Origin of the sequence: Alkalihalobacillus pseudalcaliphilus (assembly GCF_028610675.1) — a bacterium.
Classification (GTDB): domain Bacteria; phylum Bacillota; class Bacilli; order Bacillales; family Bacillaceae_D; genus Alkalihalobacillus; species Alkalihalobacillus pseudalcaliphilus.
Window position 1 is genome coordinate 1,191,996 of the sequence record NZ_JAQQWS010000001.1, and the last position, 24,532, is coordinate 1,216,527.

Consider the following 24,532-nt stretch of genomic DNA (forward strand, 5'->3'; position numbering starts at 1 on the left):
TTCATTCACCTCTATTAATGGGCAGCTGCACCCTTAATAAGCATGTATCACGCTGCCATTCCACTATCTCTATTTTAAACTCATTTCCATGATCAAATACGAAGAGATTCTCTGAACTTACTTGAAGGTCACCTTCGTACTGAAAAAGTAATTCACAACAGCTCTCATTCAAAACAAACGTAATTAATAAATGATTTTCTGTCCGCCAATCACTATATTTAGAAAATGATGAAAGTAACTCTGTTACAAGCCCATCTATCAAGTCTTCACGTTTATTTAGATTTGCTTCATTACCAGCAACATTCACTTCGACATGTAAAGAACTCTCTTTTCCATATAACCAATTATACGTCAACAATTTTGTTGCAACTTTAGGAATTCCTAAACTTGAAAGCTTTGATTCATTGACACATGTTTGTACCGTCTGTTGTATTAATTCCTCAATCCTTTCGTAATTTCCTAAAGCTAAATTGGTTTTAACTAGTTGCATCACATTTAACCAATCATGACGATTATGACGAAGTGCTTCTATTACATTTATTTCTTTCGTCATATTCATAACCCCTTATCTTTATAAAAATACATTGTATCCATCATAACACAAAGTGCTTAAGGAAAGACACCGTTTGTGCAAAACAAACACGAGAGAAAACACCCGCAATTCTCCATCCTTTAATAACCAACCTATAGCCATAAAGTAAGGATAGGATATCGTTTGCACGATTACCCTATCCTAAAAAGATTTTCTCAGATACGTAGAATGCCTATCCTGCATGACAGACCTATCAGGCTCATGATTAATTAGTGATACTTCAAAAGAATATCTTTAACCGCCGCTTCTCCTTGATCAATACAATCTGGAAGACCTACACCTGCTATTGCTGCACCCGCAACATATAAACCACTAAACTTTTTATGTAAATCTTCCTTCAGCTTTTCAATTTTATAAGGATGACCGACTTGATATTGTGGCATAGCCTCATGCCATCTTGTAACTTTAAAGAATAGAGGCTCTGCTTTCATATTCATGACAAGCTCTAAATCAGCTAGCACACTCTTGACAATGTCTCCATCCGAGCGGTGAACTATCTCTGAATCACCGTAACGACCGACATAACACCTCAAAAGAGTATAACCTTCTGGCGTTGTATGTGGCCACTTTTTATCAGTCCATGTACAAGCCGTAATGGATACATCATTTTTTTTCGAAACGACAAACCCTGTACCATCAAAAGGATTACTCACATCTTCTTTCCGATAGGCAAGTGCAACAGTTGCGGTAGTTGAGAGCTCCATTTCACGTAAATAATCAAACTCCTTATAACCTTGGAGCAACTGTCCAGTTTGGTGTGGCGGTGTTGTAACAATCACATTATCGTAGTCTAGCTTACGACCATTTTCAAAAGTTAATTGATAACCATCTTTCTTCTTAACAATCGACGTAAGTGGACGATTCACATGTAACTTTTCGGCAGGCAAGTGGCTGACAATCGCTGAAACAAACGATTCTAATCCATGACGAAACGTTAAAAAGTTTCCTTTCTTTTTACCTTGCTGATCCGCTAGTTTAACCTTTGCTTTCTCTTGGTTAATCTTCGTTCCTTTCATAAGGCTACGATGACTTTTTTCAAGTTGTTGAAACTGCGGAAAGGTAGCCTTTAAGCTTAACCGATTCATATCACCCGCATAAATACCTGATAAGAGTGGCTCGATTAAATAATCAACAGCTTCATTCCCAAGTCTCTTTCTAAAAAAATAACCAGCTGAGACATCTTCATCTTCTGAAGTTGTCTTCGGTAAAAAATAATCAGCAAGTACTCTCGCTTTACCTAAAGGACTAAGAAGTTTTGATTCAACAAATGGACCAAATTTTGTGGGAATCCCCATCACAGCTCCCTTTGGAATGGGCTCCAATTTCCTTCCCTTGAGTATAAAAGCTTGACCTGTTTCATTGTAAATGAGGTCATCAGCCAAACCAACAGCTTCGGCTAAACTCGTCATACTCGTTTTTCTAGCTAAATACGAATCAGGACCACGTTCGATCACAAAGCCATTCTCCGTAAAGGTTTGAATTTTGCCTCCAAACTGATCAGATGCTTCAAAAACATCATAGTCCAATGATAACTCTTGTTGATTTAATGCGGATTGTAAACAATGTGCCGCTGCTAGTCCGGTTATGCCGCCGCCAATAATTGCTACTTTTTTACTCGTAGCACTCATTACGCTTGCTCCGCTAATTTTTTTTCAATAACAGTAGCGAGACAATCAATAAATTCTGGCTTGGCATTCGGCATTTCAGGTCGATAATAATCAATGCCTAGCTCATCTGTTACAACCTTACATTCATAGTCATTATCATAAAGCACTTCCAGATGATCCGCTACAAACCCTACTGGGCAATAAACCATTGCAGAATATCCATGCTTTTCATATAAATCTTTTGTTAAATCCTGCACGTCAGGTCCTAACCAAGGTTCTGGTGTATTCCCTTCACTTTGCCAACCAACTGCATAATTCGTAATACCTGATTCTTTTGCAATTAAGTCTGCCGTCTCTTGCAACTGTTCCGGGTAAGGATCTCCTTGTTGAATAATTTTTTCAGGTAAGCTATGGGCAGAGAAAATAACACATGTATTATCTTTCTTTGATACTTTTTCCATCGTTTGCTTCACTTGATCAGACCAGTATTGAATAAACTTTGGCTCTTTGTACCAACTTTCGACACTATGAATCACAGGACCATTCATTTTCTCTGATTCTTCTTTTGCTCTACCATTATAGGATTTCACACTAAATGTTGAAAAATGAGGAGCCAATACAATACTTACCGCTTCTTCAATACCATCTGCTTTCATACTTGCAACAGCATCTTCAATAAAAGGATCGATATGTTTAAGACCTAAATAAGCTTTAAATTCACGGTCTTCAAAGATTTCATTTAAATGTTGTTCAAGGTTAGACGCTTGCTCTTCCGTAATTTTTGCAAGCGGACTTGTGCCACCAATCGCCTCATAACGATCCGTTAAGTCTTGAAGTGCTTCTTCTGAAGGCTTGCGTCCGTGACGAATATGGGTATAATACGGTTCAATTTCCTCTTTTTTTCGAGGTGTTCCGTATGCCATAACTAATAAACCTGTTTTCTTCTTCATGATGAAACTCATCTCCTTCAATAGGTAACTCTCTTATTATTTTGGGAATAATCATGAACAAATGCTGTTAATTTCTTAAGCGTGTCCGGACTAATTTCCGGGGTAACTCCGTGTCCTAAGTTAAAAATAAAGTTAGGCGTTTTCATCCCTTGGTCTAAGATCTCTTTTGTTTTCGCTTCAATCACTGACCAATTTGATAATAAAATAGCTGGATCTAAATTTCCTTGCACCGTTTTTTTGATACCGCGCTGTCTTGCTTCATCAATCGATAATCTCCAGTCAAGTCCAACGACATCAACCGGTAAATCATTCCACTCATTAGCTAAATGACTTGCACCAACACCAAATGTAATTAAAGGCACATTCTCTTCCCTCAACTCACGGAAAATACGTTCCATCACGGGCTTCACATATTTCCGATAATCCGCAACATTTAGAGTTCCTACCCATGAATCAAAAATTTGAATCGCCTGTGCTCCAGCCTTAATTTGAGCCTTCACATATGTAATTGTGGTATCTGCTAATTTGTCCATCAATAAAAACCAAGCATCTGGTTGTCCATACATAAAAGCTTTCATTTTATGGTAGTTTTTCGATGGGCCTCCTTCAATCATATAACTTGCTGTTGTAAAAGGTGCACCTGCAAAGCTAATTAAAGGAACCGTTAATTGTTCACGGAGAAGCTTAATCGTCTCAAGAACATAAGGTACATCCTGCTCAGGTGAAATTTCTCCAAGTCGCTCTACATCAGCCTTAGAAGTAATTGGATTATAAATAACTGGACCAACTCCAGCTTTGATTTCCACATCAACACCTATTGCTGGTAATGGCGTCATGATATCTTTATAAAGAATCGCCGCGTCATTATCATATTGATCAACAGGTAGCTTTGTCACGTACGCACAAAGCTCAGGATCATGAGTAATATCAAAAAGTGAATGCGTCTCTTTAATTTTGCGATATTCTGGCTGTGAGCGCCCTGCTTGTCTCATATACCATACAGGTACACGGTCATGTTCTTGACCTAAACAGGCTTTTAAAAATGAATCATTAAACGTTTTCTCCAAAACAAACACCATCCCTTAATCATTTGCAGCACTATGTACAATTTACTATGTTCGAACGACTATCATTCGTTCGTAACCGACAAAAAACTTTCAACATGTACTACTATAAAGTTCTAAGCCAAGCTTGTATAGTCTTTTCGCGAACTGTCATAAATTGTTCCGTTTTTACTCATTCTTTATTAATAATGATTATTCTATTTTAGACGATTAAAAGAAGTTTGTGAATTGATATGCAAAGTCCTCCTATAAAAAGGAAATATTCGCTCGTAATTTTTTCCAACTCTATTATTTTATCCAAAAAAAGAAAATAAAAACATCCAATCAAAAGCCATAAAAGCACCGCTATAACAAACGATACCCTACTTACACATGAATGACCCCTTTGTGCAGATACTCCATGATTTGGGCTCCGTATCTACACATTAACCGCCCCTTTGTGCAGATACTCCTTGGGTTGGACTCCTTATCTACACATTAACCACCCCTTTGTGCAGATACTCCAAGGTTTTGCCTCAGTATCTGCACATTAACCACTCCTTTGTGCAGATACTCCATGATTTGGACTTCTTATCTACACATTAACCACCCCTTTGTGCAGATACTCCAAGGTTTTGCCTCAGTATCTGCACATTAACCACCCCTTTGTGCAGATACTCTAAGGTTTTGCCTCAGTATCTGCACATTAACCACCTCTTTGTGCAGATACTCCATGATTCGGGCTCCTTATCTGCACATTAACCCTCTCTTTGTGCAGATACTCCATGATTCGGGCTCCTTATCTGCACATTAACCCTCTCTTTGTGCGCAGATACTCCTTGGGTTGGACTCCTTATCTGCACATTAACCACCTCTTTGTGCAGATACTCCAAGGTTTTGCCTCCTTATCTGCACATTAACCACCTCTTTGTGCAGATACTCCTTGGGTTGGACTCCTTATCTACACATTAACCACCTCTTTGTGCAGATACTCCATGATTCGGGCTCCGTATCTGCACATTAACCTTCTCTTTGTGTAGATACTCCGTCATCCCGACCCAGCATCTACACAAACATTATGGAACGTTGAGATGGTGATAGATGACTTTCATCTTTGTTGGTGGCGTAGGGAATGGGGTGGCCGACTCACGCAGCGATCATGGAAGATGCATATATTATCTTTAGTACACCTACATACAAAACAGGTATGAGCCCCGACTCATACCTGTTTCTTCTTAATGAAATCCAAACTTAAACTCGGATGCAGCTATATTAGAACGGGTTCCTTCCTGATGTGTGAGGGAATCATAAGGAACAACCTCATAGTGACTTGTCGAAAAAATATTCAACTTTGGTTGATAATAGAAATTGCCACCGACAACCGTAGACAATAACGTTCTTTCCTCGCCGTTCACCTCATACACGCGATATTGAACGCGACTATCTTCTGAAGCACTCCACGATAATGCCACACTCACTAGCCCTTCACCACCAAAAGATTGAATTGCCACTAAATCATTTACCTCTGGTAGTTTTACAGGAGGTTCAAGATCGTCAACGGTACTAGGTACCCTCCAAGCAACCTGCTGAAAATGACTAGGAGATTCATTAAGGATTTCCTTAAACATTTTAGTCGGATAAGAACTCCCGCCTGTTAAATACGAGTCCTCTGTTGTTCGGTCATATCCCAGCCACATCGCTCCAACAACCTCTTGATTATAACCGACAAACCAAGCATCTCTCGTTCCACCACTCACACCTTCAAAAGAAGTCGTCCCAGTTTTCCCCGCTAATGAGTTCTGAGAGAAGCCAGCTGTTCCTGTTCCTTGCTCCACGACCGATTCAAGCATACGAGTCATATCCCAAGCCGTCTGTTCACTTATGACTTCCTTTTCTTCAGATTTATTCTCCGCAATCAAATGTCCACCTGAGTCATAAATTTTTTCGATAAAATAAGGTTCAATGATTTTACCTTCAGCAGCAAATGCTCGATAAGCCTTTGTTAACTCGAATGGAGTAACTCCTTCATTCAAACCTCCTAAAGCAATGCCTAATTGACGTTCATCGATATGAAAACCAAATTTCTGTAAATAATCCAATGACGTATCAATTCCCATATCATTTAACAACCAAACTGCTGGTACATTACTTGAGTGTGTTAAAGCCTCATAGACCGTAATTTCTCCTCGGTATATACCACCTGCATTTTTCGGCGCATACCCTCCTGCAAATGTCATTTCTTCATCATTGACGAGAGAATATGGATGGTAATCCCCTTTTTCCATAACGGGTGCGTATACAGATAAGGGCTTTAAAGTAGAACCAGGTTGCCTCTTTACGTTAACCCTGTTCAAGCCAAGGCGTACATATTCCTTACCACCTTGAACAGCCAGTACCCCACCCGTTTCAGTATCCATCAAGACAAAAGCACTTTCTGCGTCCGTGCTTCCTTCTGGGTAGTACCTTTCATCTTGGATGACTTGATACGCTTGTTTTTGAAGAGTTTGATCAATCGGTGCAACAATCTGATAACCATTTGTGAGTAATTCCTCACTAGTAATATTATATTTTTCACTGGCTTCAGCAATAACCATATCGAGGTACGTATAATAAGCTTGTTGTTCTTCGCTTTCCTGAATATCCAAACGAATCTCAGCAGCCTGATGTTTCTCTTTTTCTTTGTCAGAAATAAACCCGTGCTGGGCCATTAAAGCTAATACCAGGTTTCTTCGCTCCCCACTTTTTTCTTTGTCTACTACAGGCGAATAATGGTAAGGTGCCTTAGGAATAGAGGCAAGTAACGCCCCTTCTTCTACAGTTAATTCGTTCACATCTTTATTAAAAAAGTATTGAGAAGCTGTTTGGATCCCATAATTACCGTGACCAAAATAAATACTATTTAAATACATCGTCAATATCTCATCTTTGCTATATCTTCTTTCCACATTAATGGCAATTAAAACTTCTTTCGTTTTTCTAAGCCACGACTTTTCATTAGAGAGATAGACATTTTTCACAAGTTGCTGTGTTAACGTACTACCTCCTTCAACCTTTGCACCCGCTAAAATATCGCGATACAGCGCACGACCAATAGCTCGTAAGTCAAAGCCATGATGTTCATAAAAGCGCACATCCTCTACAGCTACAAATGCATGCTTAATATGTTCAGGAATCTGTTCAATGGTTACAACGTCTCGATTCTCTATAAATAATTTACTGATAGTCTCTCCGGATTGATCAACAATAACACTAGTTTCATTAAATTGTAGCTGTTCCTCATCAATCGCATAATTTCCAAATAATATAATAAATAAATAGCTTATAAAGGCAATCATTAATGTAAGCATGACTAAAGAACCCACTAGGAATAGTTTACGTTTCATAACACCCCTCCTCACAAACCTCACTCTTTAGTATATGTATATACGACAAATCTATCAAAATGTTTCACTTATTTTTAATCAAACGACGACAATAACAAAAAGCAGAATCACTCCGGTCTCGGAATCATTCTGCTTAATAAAAGGAAGGCTTATTCATAATCATCCATTCACCTTTAGTTCGACCCATCATTGAACTAAGCCTTGACGATGGGCATAAATCGCAATTTGCGTGCGATCATCTAAATGTAACTTATCTAATATGTGACTCACATGAGTTTTGACCGTTTTAATGCCTATGTACAACATATCGGCAATTTCTTGATTGGTTTTTCCGTCACCAATTAACCGTAAAACGTCTAATTCCCTTGGTGTTAATTGTTCGTGTAATTTCTCTTCCTTTGCCTGCCGCATTCTTGTCATCATTTTATTGGTCACTTTCGCCTCGACCACAGCCTCACCTTTTGCAGCCGCCCTAATCGCACTCGCTATTTCTGGAGCATTAGATGTTTTTAATAAATAGCTAAAAGCACCCGCTTCAATAACTGGATATACTTTTTCGTCATCAATAAAACTTGTTAGTACAATAATTTTTGCTGTGGGTAATTTTTTTGTAATAGCAGCTGTAGCCGCTATTCCGTCCATTTTCTCCATAACTAAATCCATTAATATGACATCAGGTTTTAACTGAAGTGCCTTTTTTACCCCTTCTTCCCCATTCGGTGCCTCACCAACAACTTCTAAATCAGATTGAGTTGATAAAAAAGCACTTAACCCCATTCTAACCATCTCATGATCATCGACTAATAAAACACGAATCATATTTACTCTCCCCTCCAAGCGATTGGAATCTTTACTTCAATTTGGGTACCTTTTTCTGGAACCGTTATAATATGTAAGGTACCACCGATTTCATTCATCCTTTCCTTCATCGTCTGTAAGCCATACGATCCTTGATTCACCTCAGAAAGATTAAAACCAATTCCATTATCAATAATTTTCACTTTTAATTCTTGGTTCACTTCCCGTATATGAAACTCGATTTTATCTGCTTGTGCGTGACGTAATATATTGGACAATGCTTCCTGTGTCAACCTAAATAATTGTTCTTCAATCGCTTTTGGTAGCTTATCCACTAAACGAATTTCACTTATAACCTCAAGCTTTTGCTTTTGTTTAAGCTCAATAAATAATTGTTCAAGACCTTCCTTTAAATCCTTACCCTCAAGATGTGCTGGACGTAAATGTAATAATAATGCCCGCATCTCCGCTTGAGCCGCATTGGCCATTGATTCAACTAACTGAACTTGCTTCTGTAAAGATTCATCTAGATGTATAGTACTTTGTTTGATCGCTGCCATCATCATTGAAATGGCAAATAGCTGCTGACTCACGGCATCATGTAAATCTCGCGCTAACCGTTGCCTTTCCTCCGTTACAGCTGTTTTCTTAATCGTATCTTGAAGCTGAACTCGCTCTTGCGACAATCGTTGTAGGGAGGCGACCTGTTCTTCAATATGACTTGCCATATCATTCATCTGTTCTGTTAATTCAGATATTTCATCATCACCTTGAACATCCATTCGATGACTAAAGGAGCCCCTAGCATAACGAACAGCTCCATCTAATAATAGATCAATACGCTTCTTGATTCCATCAGCCTGAATAAAACCACCTATTCCTCCTACAATGATAAACAATACAAGAAACCAGAAAAAAATCGGGATCTCTAATAGCTTCCGATCAAAAACAACGAGTAATCCCCTAGATTCTTCATAGGTAAAGATAATAAGGGTGAGTAAAACGGTCAACAAGCTAATAAGAATATGAAAGCGAATAAATTGCCATCGCATTCTTGCTAAGCGCTTTTTCATATCGACCTCACCCTAACTTCACCAATTAATGTATTCAAAATTAATTTAACCCTTCTTGGTGACTGTTTATAACTCGGATCTGCAACGTGAATCTGCTTATTAAAGCCACTATGTTTTTCATGAAAGATGGCCACGTCACCGATAAGAGAATAAGCTTGAATCGCCACTTGTAAATCCTCAGGTATATATATATCTATTTGGCCGACTATCACTTGAATGATAATAATATGCTCACCTTCAGGTATAATTGCTCGTGATAAATCAACTTTCACATCACCAATACCATTCCAAATAGTCATATCCTTTAATTCAAACTCTCGACGCTTATAGCGAATATCACCTAAAATATGCCGCTTAATAATCGGATCATAGCTGGATTGAAAGTGATTTCGATCAGACGTATCGTTTTGTCTGAACGTTTCGTCCTTATGATTGAAATGATTTTCCTCATGTGCCATTCTCTTTCTTCTTACGTTTCTCCTTTTATCACGTTCTGTATCCTCATCACCCCATGGTGACTCTTCAATTTGCTCTTCATAGAAATCAAGCTCATCCGTCAAACTCTCTATTTCATCCTCTAAAGCCGCTAGGTCTTCATCCAATTCATCATACCAAGTTGCCTCTACGTCATCCTTACTCGACTTTTCTTTATCTCTTTCAGATGTATATGTGGTTTGATACGGGTTCTCTTGTCGTGTCTTGCTTCTCTTTCTTTTACTTTTGTTCTGTTTATGCTTAGGAGCACCGTTAAGTAACTGCCAACCATAGTAGATAAATAACCCAGCAAATAATAAAGCTAAAAAATTTAAATCAAAAAATTCATCAAAGATTAAAATACCACTTAAAATAAAAAAGAGGGAGCTTAAAAATCGATGCCCTTTTTGATAAAAATAATATCCGATGACAATAAAGAGTAGCGGAGCCAATAAAGAGCCGGTAAATGCAAAAAAGATATTAAGTAGCATGATCGCACCAATGATGATGATGATTAATCCAAACAGCGATTTTTTCGACATTTCTCCGCCTCCTCTCTTGTTGTTTCTATTTTAACGTATTTCTATACCACCAGATGTCGTTCGTAATTGAACGAAGTAATCACCCGTTCCTATTTTACCAGAAATATCACGATTAGATGTACTATGATCATGTAAGTCATGAGAAACAACTAAGTTTCCGGATGTCGTACGCATTTCGAATTCCATATTTGGTTGCTCTACATGGACAATAATACCTCCTGATGTCGAGCCGATATCTAGACCTTGATTTTCACCCAAAAACTGTACGGAAACATTTCCAGAAACCGTTTTACCTGCTAATTCACCAGTTACATCATTCATTTCAATATCACCAGATGTCGATTTAAAATCCAGTGACTCACCATTAAAATGGCTAAGTTGTACATTACCAGAAACAGTAACCACTTCAAGTTCTTTCGCATTCAGTTGATTCTTACTTTCAATCGTTCCAGAAACTGTTTTCATAAAAGCTGTACGTAATTGTAAAGAATCGATGAGTTGAATGTCACCTGAAACCGTAATTAAATCCAATTCTGCATCCAAATCACTTGGTAAATAAACAATGAGTTCGGTATCATCTTTAGAAAAGTTAAAAAATTGAAATCTTGTTCTTTCTTTCGTCTCAATCGTTAAATCATCACGACTTTCATTCACTTCTAAATGCTGATTTTTTTTAGGATTAACTAATTCAACGTAAATCTCGTTTCCATTAGACTCACGCACTTCAAGGTCAATAGAAGTTGATTTGATTGAAATCGTTTGAAAATCATTTCCACTGACTTCAACAGAATCAAGTTCGGCAGTTTGATTAAAAAAAGGTATACCAATAACCGCCATAATTATGACACAACCTACTAAAATAAATATAAATCCAAAAACCTTTTTCACAAGCGCCCCTCCAAATAAGCAAGTATGAAGTGGTAGAAACAAGTTCTACCACTTCTCCATATTACACCTCTTGACGATTTTTTGCCTCTATTAATTGCTTATATTCGTGCTCAATTTCCTCATCAAAGTGAGTAGGTCCATCCATTTGTTCTTGTTTACTTCTCCACTTCCACTCATTTTCATCAAGCTCATCTTCTAAATGATGAAAACTTCTCTCAAGGTTACGATAAGAATGGCGTTGCATCGATTTCTTCAGCTCATGATTAGCTAAAGTAGCTTCTTTCCTTAACTCAAGCTCCATTCTTTTATCTCGTAATTGTTGATACTTCTTTTGTAAAAGCTCAATTCCTTTTTTGAGCTCTACGATATGTTCAGAGCTTGCCTCTAGCAATTCTTGATAACGAATGACTTCCTCATAGGCTTCACGTTTGCTTAATAAAGCCTTTTTGGCTAAGCCTTCTTCGTTCGCATCAATGGCTTGTTTAGCTTGATGGTCGCGCTTTTCAACAATGGCTTCTGCCTCACGCTTATCTCGCTCCAAAGTATATTGCATGTGCTCTTGCTTATCAATTGCTTTTTCCTTTTTTTGAATTTCTTCCTTTAATTCACGTAAATATTGCTTCACCATAATAACTGGGTCCTCCACTTTATCTAAACCTTCATGAATGGTTGCAAAAAGATATCTCTTAATACGTGTAAATGCCATTTGTAAAACCTCCATTTTTTTATTTTATTCATGTTTTATTTATTCATTAAACGATCAAACTCATCATCAAATGAATCATATTTTCGTTTCGACTTAAAGCTACTTTCTTCTTTAAAGTCTGATTCAAATACATCTGGATTGGTTTTTTTAGAAACAATTAAGCGATAACCACCATAAAGGAATAGCGCTCCGAGTAATAAGCTGAATAATCCCCCAATCCCACCAAATAAGATGAGTGCTCCGAGTGCGATAATGACAATGGTACTAAAGCTCCACTGCCCGGTTTCTTCCCACCGTGAGTAACCCCAGTAGAGAAGGGCTGCACCAATTATCACTCCTAGAAGTCCTCCTAAATGAATGCCCAGTAAACCTAAAATTACGGATAGACCAATAAAAATGAGAAATCCGCCACCAACGATTTTGATTGCTTTATTCATGTAACTCCCCTCCTTTTCTTAACTTACTCTTATTTTAAGCAAGAATAGAATATTTGAAGCCGAGCTCGAGCATGTTTTTCACTCAGCCTTAGGGCTGATCTTTCTCTCAGACTTCTGTGATCTTTTCGTGAATGTTTACAGTTTACTTTGGTTTTATTAACTCTGTCGGCTATAATAGAACCGAACCATGTCTACAAAATGGATGACCTACATATTAATAATTTGTAAATATATATTTAGGAGGAACTTGAATGATTGAAGTAACGGTCGGTTTAGCTTTTTTAGCAGGACTTGCTTCCTTTTTTTCACCTTGTATTTTCCCATTAATCCCTGCTTATTTAGCTCAATTAACTGGGGCATCGATTAGTGATAATAAAATTCATGCATCAACCAAATTAATTGTGACGAGAAGTTTAGGTTTTATCGCCGGCTTTACGGTGATTTTTTTACTTATGGGGGCTTCCTCTACATTTATCGGAAATTTATTCTTAGAATATCGTCAATTATTTGAACGAGTCGGTGGTATCATTATCATTGTTTTTGGATTACAAATGATTGGGATTATTTCATTACAAATGCTATTAAGCGAAAAAAGAATCGCCAAGAAACCTAAGCAAGGATCAAGCTTTACAGGCTCATTATTATTAGGGTTATTATTTGCTGCGGCATGGACTCCTTGTATCGGCTTAATTTTATCGGCGATTCTTTATATGGCTTCCATGGCGGAAGTGAGTCAGGCCATGTTTTATTTATTCATTTATTCAATGGGACTTGGTTTACCATTCCTACTTGTTGGTTTGTTATATTCTAAGTCGATTGATAAGCTTCGTAAGTTTCACAAATGGTTACCACGCATCCAAAAAGCTAGTGGTGTAATTATGATTGTATTAGGTTTATTACTCGTTAGTGGGCAATTTTATCGCTTATCGATGTTCTTATCACAATTCACGCCATTTAAAATTTAATAACGACGAAAAAGCTACCTACACAGGTGGTTTTTTTATGATAGTTAGTGCGATCATGGAGCGCTACTCGTCGCTACCAAAATTATGTTCCTCTGGCTTACTATTAATCCTAAAGCTCAGAAACATTCTTACACGATTCATTTAAAATGAAAGAAGAGCCAACAATCAAAAAAACAAATTCATAAAAAAAAAGGAATAGACAAGTTTGTCCATTCCTTTAAACCACTCTTTTTTCATCTATTCGCTGACGTAATACTAGTGCTGAGACAGCGACTATAACAAAAGCTAATGCTAATACAGCCGTACCCATCTTCGACATATTTCCTATCGGCGGTAAACAACTGAACGACATACGCCATTAAAACACTACCAATTAAACCGGTTCCTAAAATCAAGATCGCCAAAATTTTGTGCATCAAATCACCTATTCAATATTTAAAATTGATTCGTACACTTTACCGCATTATTCATAGCACCACTACCAATAACAGCCTATGCAGCACATATCACAGCAGCCGCTGATGGAAAGGTGTTTTAGCGGGTTATGGATAGATTTTAGCCTTCAAATCTTCTAATCCTATAGCAATTCATCGCGACTTCCCCTAATAGGTCTAGAAAATGGTAGTTAATCGTTGCTCCCACAATCGCACCAAAGCCTGGGATAAGCTGTAACATTTTCGGGATGTCAATATAGTCACGATAGGATAGTTGAAACTCTTTCCAATCAATATGTTCAACATACTTATCCTCATCCGGTAATAGAAGGCGATCTTTTTCCCACGTCTCCACCTTCGTTAACATCGCTTGTCGTTTTTCACCACTCGAAAAAGTTAATTGAAAAATCATTAATAAAAACAATCTTTCCCGATAATCACGAACATCATAGCCATATACGGTGGCCATGTCATGAAGGAATTTCATTTTAATGCTTAACAGCAAAGGGAAATCGGCCATACCTAACAAGATTCCACCAAATCCCGTACCCGCTCCTTCTAAAGCGGCGGTTTTTTTATAGCGTTCAATTAAAGCCTTTGCTTTTTCTTCCTGTTCTTGAAATGTGAGAGCTTCAAGAGGTTGATGCTTACTTGTTACTTCTGTTCCATAAATCGTTGCTTGCACCATATTTTTAATACTAGTCGTCACAACTGTATGGACTTTTTCAGGGATTATCCCATTGAATTTATTTTGCCACTGCTTTGTCAACTTACTTGTCATGGAAGGATTTTTTCTAACCTTCCTTCTCCAACGTGCCAGTTCTTCACTCGCTACATCATCGTATACCATAACTCACCTTCCCTTACACTTTTCTACGCTTGCGACGGTGAATAATATAATGACTACCTACATAGCTAAAAACTAAACCAATTAGTAGCAATAATACAGCTACCAAAACCTCTGCCGCCACAAGTAAGACCGCAAATAGAAAGAACGTCATTAATAACATTAACCGAAAACTAATTTGTGTTAAAGCTGCTTTTTTCTCTTCATCCTTTAAAGGATATAAATCAACCCACATATTCGTATCATAATGAAACCATAGTGTTGATAGTTGCATCATCACCATATGCATAAATAATAAAAGTAGAACAGCTTGCACCCAATTGATTTGGAAACCGTATATAAACAAGGTCGCAATTAGAACGAGTCTAATGTAAATACCTAAGTAATCATTCGCACGAATAAACGAACGGGCAAATAAATACGTATACACGGTTCGATTTCTCCCCACTAAATAGGTGATGATTGAGTTCAAATAACGTCTTTCCTTCACCTTGTCTCGCAGCTTCGGAACATCAGCGAACGCATTTGCAATTCGATAAAAGGTCATCACCATTCTTTCATCTAAATCAATTAAGTGGTCCCACTTTAAGGTTAGTTTTTTCTCTAACCCTTGATAATAGAAGAACCAGATAACTGCCATTAAAACAAATAAACCGAGCATGTAAGCAAGTGGTGCTCCTGAAAAAACAAGGTATGTAAATACTAAATTAATGCATAAGCGCAAGAAGGCATGGCTCCATCTCTCTCCTGCTGTTGCAAGACGCTGTTCAGACCAAAAGCCTTGTATATTCCAAAATTTACTTACTATCAAAAGGAAGAACACATAAAAGAATGCTCCTGCTTCCTCCCCTAACCTCAATTGAAAAAGTGGTGAAAGGACAACAAAAACAGCAAATATATAGAACACATGCCAAGCAAAAGAATAAAGCCGTGAAGCTCTAAAATAGCGGTCTAGTTTTGATTCATATGGTAAAAGAAAGACAATATCAGGATATTTAAGAAAAGTCCTCACACGGCTTCTTGTTAATAATAATGAAAAAACCACAACAAATATCGTTAATGTCGGAAAGTTTTCCGGTAACTGCTGTAAGACTTGGCTATAATAAGAGCTTCCAATTAAAAGTAAGATATAAATTGTAAAAAGGAAACCACTGTTAGCTATTAGCCGAATATAGCGCATGGCTTCAGTCCAAAAGCCTTGTACTCTGCCTTTCCATAAGCTCATTCCATCTCTCATGACTGTTCATCCTTTGTCATTTCAAGATATATTTCATCTAACGTTGCTTGAGGTTTGCCAAGTTCACTTCTCATTTCTTCTAAGGTTCCCGTCAACACGACCTCTCCCTGATGTAAAACAACAAAGCGATCACAGTAACGCTCAGCAGTGGCAAGAATATGTGTGGACATTAATACTGCAGCTCCCTGATTTTTGGCACTAGAAATTAAATCTAAGAAGGATTGAATTCCTACAGGATCTAAGCCAACAATAGGCTCGTCCACGATATAAACAGGAGGGTCTGTCAAAAAAGCACTCATAATCATTACTTTTTGCCTCATCCCTTTAGAAAAATGACTTGGGAACCATTTTTTCATTTTCGTCATTCTAAATTCTTTTAACAGCTTTTCAGCACGTTCTTTAAAAACATTCCCCTCAATTCCATAAGCTAATGAAGTTAATTCAAGATGTTCCCATAAAGTAAGCTCATCATATAAAATGGGTGTTTCAGGAATATATGCGTAGGATTGTCTATAATCATTTTTATTCGCTTGAAAAGATAATTCATTGATAGTCACCGATCCACTCGTTGCATCTAGTAGACCTAAAATATGCTTAATCGTCGTACTCTTGCCCGCACCATTTAATCCAATTAAGGCAACAATTTCCCCTTTATTCACTTCAAAGTTCACATTATGAAGCACCGGTCTTTTTGGGTGATATCCCCCTGTTAATTGTTGTATCTTCAAAACTTCGCTCATGATTTACCCCCTAGTCATTGATGAACAAATATGCCATATAAGTAATTCTCTGATATCATGTGATTGACCTTCAAATCTTCAACCATTTCTTAATCAATAGTTTAGCACTTCTACATATTTTATCCAATTAACTTTAACTTTTATATGAAAGTTGCTTAATGCTGGTATGTGGAGTTCTACTCATCGCTAAAGAAAATCAGGCTCCATGTCCTGCGGGGTGGTGCAGAACTAACTGACTTTGCCAGTGGATTTCAGCCCTCCACTACGTCCCGCGAGAGCCTCCGGATGACTCGCCCGCTGGGTTACTGCTAATTATCAAGTTCACAACACAATCTAACACCATTCTTTTAAAATGAAAAAGAACAAAATCAAATTAATCAAAAAAACAACTGTCATGTTTGGGCCTTTTCGTGACTTTACTCTTCCTCTGGCCACGAGTAACTGTCACGTTCTGGCCTTTTCACGACTTTACTCTTCCTCTTCCTTTGAATAATGGACACGTTGGGTTCTTATCGTGACGTTACTCACCCACTTCTCTTATTAATTGAAATACCACAGTCAAAGAGCTAAAAACCACTTTCATTTTTGTTGATGGCGAAGTGAAGCAGGCGTCATCTTAGGAGTTTTATATAAAATTTACTGCTGATGCCCATATGCGGAGCTTTGCTTACTGCTATCGAAAATCATGCTCCGCTGGGTTATTGCTCATTCTCAAGTTCACAAACCAATCTTACATTTTTTTAATTGAAAAAGAACGAAACCAAATTGAACGAAATGCCAACAGTTAAAAAGTAAACTAAATGAACATTATTGAAGTCAAAAGCTAAAATCAGGATGGATAAATGTCCGTGTTGAATACGGGCTTTTTTGATATCAAATTGACTCTCTTATTCACTTACGCCGTATTGTTGGCTCTTTTTTGACTTCATTGCTGCGTATTTTCATTTGCTCCGCATTGGCATCTCCATTTGCTCCACATCGGTCCCCTTTCCACTCCATAACTAAATCACATACATAATCTAGCATTACCTACATGAACGTTTATTCAACTTCTCTGATTACTTGCAAACAATCAAAAAACTCGTTTATAGTTAATATATAAAACTGTAAGTATAGAAAGGAAGGATAGTATGGCACATGATCCAAATTGTATTTTCTGTAAAATTATAAACAAAGAAATTCCTTCTGCAACGGTTTACGAAGATGAGGATGTTTTAGCTTTTATTGATATTAGCCAAGTAACAGAAGGTCACACCTTAGTAATCCCAAAAGCTCACCAAAAGGATGTTTTCGAACTTACGCCCGATGTTTCTAGTAAGCTGTTTCAAACAGTACCTAAAATCGCAAATGCCCTTAAGAAAACATTTAAACTAGAGGGTCTCAATATTGTTAATAATAATGGAGATTTAGCTGGTCAAACCGTTTTCCATTATCACCTTCACCTCTTACCTCGTTACGGTAAAGGCGACGGATTCGGAGCCGTTTGGAAAGAGCACGGTTCGGAATATAGCAGTGAGGATTTGAAAAAAATGTCCGATGCCATTGCCTCTTATATGTAAATGTCAAAAAAGCTAAGCCCCCTATTGTTAGGCTTAGCTTTTTTCCATCTAATCTAACATTGTTCCTTTAGCGTATACTTTAATAGAGCCACCACCTACACCAAAAGCTTTACCGATATTTTCCCAACCATCCTTTTCATAATAACCGTCCAAATCAGTGGTTAAAAAAAGTGTTTCATGGCCCAATTGCCCAGCAACACGGCGTGCATAGTCCAGGAGCTGAAACCCCACTCGACTGCCGCGATAATTCTCATCGACATATAAACAAGCAAGCCAAGGGAATAGATCCTGTCTACTATTGAGGTCATTTCGAATCAAAGCAAATGTGGCAACAATTTGACCTTGATCAGTTCCTATATAAAAGCTCGGAATTCCATCTTTTGTTTCATGAGAGTGCTTCATACAGTCTTCGTAAAAGGTATAGTTATCTTCGTCACCCCATACCTGCCAATATTTCTTGACCGCATCCCGAAAGTGAGCAGCCTCTTTATCCACCTTAATAATTTCCATTACCCTTTCTCCCTTCACAACACTACCAGTTACTCCCATTATATCAAGTGAATTAAATTCTGAAAATAACAAAAAAACACAATTATTTTCAAAAGAAGTATGGTACGATATGCGTAATCTAATAGTATTCCCTCTTATACAAACAGAAGAGGAGTTATTTTAACAAGGGAGTGGAGAGGATGAACCAAATTTATAACTTTAATGCAGGTCCATCTGCATTACCAAAGACCGCCTTAGAAAGAGCACAATCAGAACTAATTAATTTTCAAAAAACAGGTATGTCTGTCATGGAAATCAGTCACAGAAGTAAACCTTACGAGGAAGTTCATTATCAAGCGATACAGCTCCTCAAAGAGCTGCTCCAAATTCCTGATCAATATGAAGTCTTATTTCTGCAAGGTGGGGCGAGCCTGCAATTTACTATGCTTGCGATGAATCTCCTAGAAGAGGAGAAAGTCGGAAATTATCTATTAACAGGTTCTTGGTCAGAAAAAGCCTATAAAGAAGCCAGTCTCATTGGTAAAACAAAAATCGTTGCATCTAGCAAAGAGGAAGGATATCGCTCAATCCCAACCATACCTTCTTTTGCGACAAATGAAAAGGATGCCTATTTTCACATTACATCCAATAATACAATCTATGGCACTCAATATCAGCAATTTCCCACCATCACACATGCTCCATTAATTGCAGATATGTCGAGTGATATTCTTTCCAAACCAATTGATATAACCAAATTCGGTCTCATTTATGCAGGTGCTCAGAAAAACTTAGGCCCTTCTGGAGTCACAGTCGTTATTATAAAAAAAGACATCCTTCAGAAAGATGTTTCAAAAATACCAACTATACTTCAGTATCAAACTCATATTCAAGCAAGTTCTTTATACAATACACCACCAACCTTTTCTATCTACATGTTAAATCAAGTTTTAACCTGGGTAAAAGAATGTGGCGGTACTTCATCAATAGCACAAAGAAACGAAGAGAAGGCTCAAATCATTTATGAAGTAATAGATGAAAGTGATGGTTTCTATTTAGGACATGCAACAAATGATAGCCGCTCTTTAATGAATATTACCTTCAATTTGCAAACGGAGGAACTGAACAAGCAGTTTCTCCAGGTTGCCGAGGAACAAGGTTTTATCGGATTGCAAGGTCATCGTTCTGTAGGTGGTTGTCGTGCTTCCATTTACAATGCTGTTCCACTCGAAGCGTGTATCGCCTTACGAGATTTGATGATTCGTTTTAAAAAAGAGGCACGTACATCTACAAGCCTTTAAAAAAATAAAAAATGATTAACCATATCGTCAAGATAGCTGCAATAATTGTGATAGCTAACATAAGATATATAGAACGCGTCCACCTTACCTGCTTATCTGTAAACTCCTGTTTCTTTAGCTGAGCCACCATAAAAATTGTACTATATAATGAAAGTAAACAAACAGCAAGAGTTAATAAGATTAATGCATCCATACAATCCCTCCTTAATCATGTATATGTGAAGTCGGATTCGTTCATGAATTTATCTATAAATGAAAGGTGGTCACAATGAAAGCTAAATCATATCTCTTTGGACTAATTACTGGGGTCAGTGTTGGCGCTTTATGTAGTCTACTGACTGCCCCCTATTCTGGAAAAGTGCTTAGAAGTAAACTACATGACCAATTAGTCAATACGAACGGCCTAAGTACGACATCTTCCAATCACCAAGATACATCTTGCCCATTAATAAGTGACACAAGTCATAAATTAATTCACGCTGCTGAGAATTGGAAAAACCAAATCCTTTCTGGAGAAATTCTCAATCAAACAATTGAGAATAAACGAAAGGAAAATTTTGACAAACAACAAGGTTAACCAAATATTTACTTTTCATTTAATTATACTTCAATAAATATTTAAATTTTCAAAAAAGTTTGTTTAAACACTTGTTTTGCTCTTTCTTTTTTCTTCATTTCTTGTCATAATAAGAAGTGAAAATATTCAGCTATAATTTTATATGTAAAAGACACAGAAAAAGTGAACTTTTTGGATGGGAGGAGAAAAATGGAGCATCACCAATCCAGTACATTATTACAATCCTTACTTTTTAGCCATAAGGTTGCTCAGCTTAGCAAAGCGTTATGGAAATCAGTAGAAAAGGATTGGCAGAAATGGATTAAACCTTTTGACCTTAATATTAATGAGCATCATATTTTATGGCTTGCCTATCAGTTGGATGGCGCCGCCATTTCTGACATTGCTAAATTTGGTGTTATGCATGTATCTACAGCCTTTAATTTTTCCAAAAAATTAGAAGCGAAAGGTTATTTAACCTTTTCAAAAAAAGATACTGATAAGCGTAATACATACGTATGCTTAACAGAAGAAGGCCGCGATTTGTTTGTAAAAACAATGGAGGCTTATGAGTTAAATACGTATAGCATCTTTGAAGGGGCGTTACCAATTAAGGAATTATACGGGAAGTTCCCTGAATTCTCAGAAATAATAAGTATTGTGAGGCATTTATATGGCTCAGAATTCGTCGATACATTCGAACAATCCTTAATGAAACTAGAACATGATTTCATAGATAACGACGGTCAATTAAAAAAGCCGGAGCCACACGAAACTGTCGCTCAACTCCTAGAAGCAACAAAATAAGCCAAAAAGAAAGAAGTCGTTCATGTCCACGACTTCTTTTTTGTTTGAAAGTTAGTGCGAACATAGAGCGTTGCTCGTCGCTACCAAAATTATGATCCGCGTCCTGCTGGGTGGCACTCCGCGAGAATCTCCACATATTTTTTTCCGCTAGGTTAACCTACATTCTCTAGTTCAAAAACAATTAAAACATTCCTTTAATTGATTGACAACAAAAAACAAAGTGAATGAACAGCCTCAAGTTAAGGGCAAAATCCTGGTTTCGTATTTGTTGATGGCGAACTGAATCGGACTTCGCCATGTGCGTTTTGTAAATCATACTGTGGTCTAATGTTGCACTGAGGTAACCTGTGCCCACAATGGCTCTCATTTCTGCCAGGTTGCCCCTTTTTTTCTTCCTTTCATAGTCAAATAGAATTCCACTACCATTCGTGAAAATGAAAGATTAAAAATTGATTAAAACAATATGTTAAACATCTCTACGATAGTTCAAAACAAAGTTAACCACGTGGCATCTTCTTAGTAAACCTCGTAAACAGCAGTCACTCACAAAAGTGGTGATAAAAACGTACAAGAAGTTGGGTGTTCTTTTATTTATGGTATTTTTTGTTCTTTGATTTCTATTTTAATATAATACTGTTTATTACCTATTTTGCTACTAGCTCCATTTGTATTTGGTCCTCCGCGAGATTGAATTCCTTAAGTCGTAAGAAATAGGATTCCCCTAATTCTATCTCTGTAATTTGGACTAGTATCCTCTCATTTCCCGGATCGGAAATTACCCAATCAGGAAAATCAGCGGCACTTCCTAAGCCAGATAATATCATACTCACTGGCACATCAAAGAAGCCCACTTGTACTTGTTCCACATAAAGGGAAAGATTACCATACTCTGAAACTTCTGGCGTCAAAAAAATCGAATAGCCAATTTGCTGACCTAGGATTGCGATCGTTGAATCGTACCTAACTCGTTCTCCTTCAAAATCGACCTCAAATTCATAATCCGCATCGATGTCAGCAGTATGTATAAGATGGAGCAATCGTTCTTTATTACTGCTTACTTCTAATAATGTCTCTCCTTCTATAGGCTGCTCCGTGTAGGATGCAAAATCTCCATCTACACTCAAACTTCTTACAAATAGAAAAAGGCTTATACCAACAATGATATTAAAAATGAACAAGACCGAAAAAGCTAATTTCCACCTATTTTTCATCCAACTGCCCCCTTTTACACCAATTAAAGTCCTATACCCCAATTTGTAATGAGATATGTTTGTTTAAACAATTTCTATGATTCTAGAGATTACCATAGGATAATATAAGAAATCATAGCATATCTCTATCTTTTTTTGACTATTTTTGATAAAGTTTAACTATCAATGGCTAGACTGGAGGCAGACGAATGGTCTTCTTTATCATTCTATTTGCGGTCTTTATTTTGTATTCAATGAACTCAATGACCGATGCATTATGTGAACGTCGAGAAATTCCTGCCGAAAAACAACCCCAGGTATTTCGAACGATTAATATTCTAATGACTATTTTATTAACATCGACGTATGTCAAAATATTTTTTACGTAAGTCAATGCTAGTTCGGAAAGAAAAAAGAAAAAGAGTGATGCCGCATTTTTGGGCTCACTCTTTTTCTTTAAGATTCATCTATTAGAAAACCCAAGAAGCACCGATGATAACTAATAAGATGAAAAGTACAACGATTAACGCGAATCCACTATTTCCGTATGCATAACCCATAGTAAAATCCTCCTTAGTGTATTTTAATTAGTTTAGTTGAAGCTATGTGATTGATTACTCCAAAAAAAAGAGATGTCGTCGCCAGCTTACAACCAAGCTGCACCTACAATGACTAATAAGATGAACAATACAACGATCAACGCAAATCCACCTTGGTATGCGTGAGACATAATAACACCTCCTCTGTGCTTTGTTAGGATATCTTATGCAAATGCCTTCTTTATGTACTGGGCGAATGACCCAAATTAAGGCGAAAATCCAGATTCTTTTCAGCTTTTGTCCATACGTTTAGCATTCATCTCCATGGATTTTCTAATTCTTCATGAAATACTTTTTATAATTTAACTATTTATGGTATAGTTAATGCTGTGATTACATTTATGGAGTCGACCTAAATATAGGGGAGTGAAATTAATGAAGAAATACATATTATCAGCCGTTGGACTAGCTGCTTTCGCCATGCTTGCCGCCTGTACAAATGATGATACAGCCAATGATGATACAGTCGTTGTTGTCGTAAATGGAACGGAAATTACAGAAGGAGAGTTTGTAGAACTCTTAAAAGAACGTTACGGTGAGATGACATTAACAGAGCTTGTTCAGTTAAAAGCAATTCACGATCAACGTGAGAACTCTGGTATTACTCAAGAAGAAATTGATGAAGAACTCGAGTATTTAAAAACAAATTTTCAAGCTGAATCAGATGAAGAGTTACTTGAATTAGTTGCTGCACAAAATGGTATCGCTGTTGATACCATTGAGGAATTCGTCGACGGTTATATCATTCCTCCACTTATTATTGACGCATTAGCCAAAAAGGACGTAGAAGTTACGGAGGAAGACAAACAAGCCTATTATGAAGAGAACCAAAATCTTTATGGTGAGCAAATTGAAGCAAGTCATATCCTAGTCACTGAAGAAGAGGAAGCTGAAGAAGTATTACAACTATTAAATGACGGTGGGGATTTTGCTGAATTAGCACAAGAATATTCTATCGACGGCTCAGCTTCAAGAGGTGGAGAATTAGGTTATTTCGCTTATGAACGTATGGTACCTGAATTTTCTGAAGCTGCATTTGCTTTAGAAGTTGGTGAAACAAGTGGTTTAGTGGAATCTGAGTATGGCTTCCATATCATTAAAGTAACGGGTAAGAAAACATCTTACGAAGACTTTGAGGAAGAGATTCAAAATACTTTAGAAGCTCAACAAGCTAGGTCTGGTCCGGAAGTATTACAAGAAATTTTAGCTGATGCTGATATCGATGTAAAGGATTCAAGGTTTACTGATTTGTTTACAGAAGAAGAGAGCACTGAGGAAGCTTCCGAAGAATAAAATAGCTTTTGTCTATAGAAAA

The 24,532-nt window shown here is 37.3% G+C and carries 26 protein-coding genes; 7 read left to right on the top strand and 19 right to left on the bottom strand.

What is annotated here, in order from left to right; all coding sequences use genetic code 11:
• Position 1: 1 nt before the first annotated feature.
• From PQ479_RS06005 to PQ479_RS06055, 11 genes are all read right to left on the bottom strand, one after another.
• Positions 2-553 carry a Spo0B domain-containing protein gene (locus PQ479_RS06005; protein ID WP_053070383.1) on the bottom strand — a complete coding sequence of 184 codons (552 nt, stop codon included), beginning with the start codon at positions 551-553 and terminating at the stop codon, positions 2-4.
• A 248-nt stretch (positions 554-801) separates the two neighbouring features.
• Entirely contained in the window at positions 802-2,220 is a 1,419-nt protein-coding gene (gene hemY / locus PQ479_RS06010; protein WP_047988578.1) for a protoporphyrinogen oxidase, read from the bottom strand.
• A complete protein-coding gene (hemH, locus tag PQ479_RS06015; protein ID WP_420535528.1) occupies positions 2,220-3,149 on the bottom strand; it encodes a ferrochelatase in 930 nt (309 codons plus the stop codon). Before hemH ends, hemY begins: the two co-directional genes overlap by 1 nt.
• A gap of 17 nt (positions 3,150-3,166) precedes the next feature.
• A complete protein-coding gene (gene hemE, locus PQ479_RS06020) occupies positions 3,167-4,228 on the bottom strand; it encodes a uroporphyrinogen decarboxylase (RefSeq protein WP_047988577.1) in 1,062 nt (353 codons plus the stop codon).
• A gap of 1,199 nt (positions 4,229-5,427) precedes the next feature.
• On the bottom strand, positions 5,428-7,575 hold the full coding sequence (locus PQ479_RS06025) for a transglycosylase domain-containing protein (RefSeq protein ID WP_047988576.1): 2,148 nt from the start codon (positions 7,573-7,575) through the stop codon (positions 5,428-5,430).
• Between the two features lie 186 nt (positions 7,576-7,761).
• Positions 7,762-8,394, bottom strand: a complete 633-nt coding sequence (locus tag PQ479_RS06030; RefSeq protein ID WP_047988575.1) for a response regulator — start codon at positions 8,392-8,394, stop codon at positions 7,762-7,764.
• Between the two features lie 2 nt (positions 8,395-8,396).
• Positions 8,397-9,446 carry a HAMP domain-containing sensor histidine kinase gene (locus PQ479_RS06035; RefSeq protein WP_053070382.1) on the bottom strand — a complete coding sequence of 350 codons (1,050 nt, stop codon included), beginning with the start codon at positions 9,444-9,446 and terminating at the stop codon, positions 8,397-8,399.
• A complete protein-coding gene (liaF, locus tag PQ479_RS06040) occupies positions 9,443-10,462 on the bottom strand; it encodes a cell wall-active antibiotics response protein LiaF (protein WP_053070381.1) in 1,020 nt (339 codons plus the stop codon). Before liaF ends, PQ479_RS06035 begins: the two co-directional genes overlap by 4 nt.
• 30 nt (positions 10,463-10,492) lie before the next feature.
• Positions 10,493-11,350, bottom strand: a complete 858-nt coding sequence (locus PQ479_RS06045; protein ID WP_047988574.1) for a DUF4097 family beta strand repeat-containing protein — start codon at positions 11,348-11,350, stop codon at positions 10,493-10,495.
• A gap of 61 nt (positions 11,351-11,411) precedes the next feature.
• Entirely contained in the window at positions 11,412-12,056 is a 645-nt protein-coding gene (locus tag PQ479_RS06050; protein ID WP_047988573.1) for a PspA/IM30 family protein, read from the bottom strand.
• Between the two features lie 35 nt (positions 12,057-12,091).
• Positions 12,092-12,493 (bottom strand): hypothetical protein, encoded by a 402-nt coding sequence (locus PQ479_RS06055; protein ID WP_047988572.1) that lies wholly within the window; start codon positions 12,491-12,493, stop codon positions 12,092-12,094.
• Between the two features lie 251 nt (positions 12,494-12,744).
• Between PQ479_RS06055 and PQ479_RS06060 the strand changes: the two genes are divergently transcribed.
• Entirely contained in the window at positions 12,745-13,458 is a 714-nt protein-coding gene (locus PQ479_RS06060; protein ID WP_047988571.1) for a cytochrome c biogenesis CcdA family protein, read from the top strand.
• A gap of 555 nt (positions 13,459-14,013) precedes the next feature.
• Here PQ479_RS06060 and PQ479_RS06065 read toward each other — a convergent pair.
• From PQ479_RS06065 to PQ479_RS06075, 3 genes are read right to left on the bottom strand one after another with little or no spacing between them, the layout of a single operon-like run.
• A complete protein-coding gene (locus PQ479_RS06065) occupies positions 14,014-14,742 on the bottom strand; it encodes an EcsC family protein (RefSeq protein WP_047988570.1) in 729 nt (242 codons plus the stop codon).
• 13 nt (positions 14,743-14,755) lie between these two features.
• Positions 14,756-15,976, bottom strand: a complete 1,221-nt coding sequence (locus PQ479_RS06070; protein ID WP_047988569.1) for an ABC transporter permease — start codon at positions 15,974-15,976, stop codon at positions 14,756-14,758.
• The gene (locus PQ479_RS06075; RefSeq protein ID WP_047988568.1) at positions 15,973-16,716 is read right to left on the bottom strand and encodes an ABC transporter ATP-binding protein; all 744 of its coding nucleotides are present in this window, start codon (positions 16,714-16,716) and stop codon (positions 15,973-15,975) included. The genes PQ479_RS06070 and PQ479_RS06075 overlap by 4 nt, the downstream gene beginning before the upstream one ends.
• 1,130 nt (positions 16,717-17,846) lie before the next feature.
• Here PQ479_RS06075 and PQ479_RS06080 point away from each other — a divergent pair.
• Entirely contained in the window at positions 17,847-18,275 is a 429-nt protein-coding gene (locus tag PQ479_RS06080; protein WP_047988567.1) for an HIT family protein, read from the top strand.
• A gap of 48 nt (positions 18,276-18,323) precedes the next feature.
• Here PQ479_RS06080 and PQ479_RS06085 read toward each other — a convergent pair whose 3' ends face one another.
• Positions 18,324-18,785 carry a GNAT family N-acetyltransferase gene (locus PQ479_RS06085; protein ID WP_047988566.1) on the bottom strand — a complete coding sequence of 154 codons (462 nt, stop codon included), beginning with the start codon at positions 18,783-18,785 and terminating at the stop codon, positions 18,324-18,326.
• A 179-nt stretch (positions 18,786-18,964) separates the two neighbouring features.
• Here PQ479_RS06085 and serC point away from each other — a divergent pair, with 179 nt between their 5' ends.
• Positions 18,965-20,065: a 3-phosphoserine/phosphohydroxythreonine transaminase gene (gene serC / locus PQ479_RS06090; RefSeq protein ID WP_047988565.1), complete on the top strand. Its 1,101-nt coding sequence runs from the start codon at positions 18,965-18,967 to the stop codon at positions 20,063-20,065.
• Here serC and PQ479_RS06095 read toward each other — a convergent pair.
• Positions 20,052-20,258 (bottom strand): hypothetical protein, encoded by a 207-nt coding sequence (locus PQ479_RS06095; RefSeq protein ID WP_047988564.1) that lies wholly within the window; start codon positions 20,256-20,258, stop codon positions 20,052-20,054. The two genes, serC and PQ479_RS06095, sit on opposite strands and share 14 nt — an antisense overlap.
• Before the next feature lie 75 nt (positions 20,259-20,333).
• Here PQ479_RS06095 and PQ479_RS06100 point away from each other — a divergent pair, with 75 nt between their 5' ends.
• Together PQ479_RS06100 and PQ479_RS06105 are read left to right on the top strand one after the other, a co-directional pair.
• Positions 20,334-20,642 (top strand): YtxH domain-containing protein, encoded by a 309-nt coding sequence (locus PQ479_RS06100; protein ID WP_047988563.1) that lies wholly within the window; start codon positions 20,334-20,336, stop codon positions 20,640-20,642.
• A 189-nt stretch (positions 20,643-20,831) separates the two neighbouring features.
• Positions 20,832-21,428 (top strand): HTH-type transcriptional regulator Hpr, encoded by a 597-nt coding sequence (locus PQ479_RS06105; RefSeq protein WP_047988562.1) that lies wholly within the window; start codon positions 20,832-20,834, stop codon positions 21,426-21,428.
• 644 nt (positions 21,429-22,072) lie between these two features.
• On the opposite strand, the gene PQ479_RS06110 is transcribed toward PQ479_RS06105, so the two are convergent.
• Positions 22,073-22,639: a YpmS family protein gene (locus tag PQ479_RS06110; RefSeq protein WP_047988561.1), complete on the bottom strand. Its 567-nt coding sequence runs from the start codon at positions 22,637-22,639 to the stop codon at positions 22,073-22,075.
• A 188-nt stretch (positions 22,640-22,827) separates the two neighbouring features.
• On the opposite strand from PQ479_RS06110, the gene PQ479_RS06115 reads away from it, so the two are divergent.
• The gene (locus PQ479_RS06115) at positions 22,828-23,007 is read left to right on the top strand and encodes a hypothetical protein (protein ID WP_047988560.1); all 180 of its coding nucleotides are present in this window, start codon (positions 22,828-22,830) and stop codon (positions 23,005-23,007) included.
• A gap of 81 nt (positions 23,008-23,088) precedes the next feature.
• Here the strand turns inward: PQ479_RS06115 and PQ479_RS06120 are convergent, their stop codons facing one another.
• Together PQ479_RS06120 and PQ479_RS06125 are read right to left on the bottom strand one after the other, a co-directional pair.
• Positions 23,089-23,178, bottom strand: a complete 90-nt coding sequence (locus PQ479_RS06120; RefSeq protein WP_047988559.1) for a YjcZ family sporulation protein — start codon at positions 23,176-23,178, stop codon at positions 23,089-23,091.
• Between the two features lie 86 nt (positions 23,179-23,264).
• Positions 23,265-23,348, bottom strand: coding sequence for a YjcZ family sporulation protein (locus PQ479_RS06125; protein WP_081939220.1), 84 nt, complete (start codon positions 23,346-23,348; stop codon positions 23,265-23,267).
• 244 nt (positions 23,349-23,592) lie between these two features.
• Between PQ479_RS06125 and PQ479_RS06130 the strand changes: the two genes are divergently transcribed.
• Complete coding sequence (locus tag PQ479_RS06130; protein WP_047988558.1) at positions 23,593-24,510, top strand: peptidylprolyl isomerase; 918 nt, start codon at positions 23,593-23,595, stop codon at positions 24,508-24,510.
• Positions 24,511-24,532 lie beyond the last annotated feature (22 nt).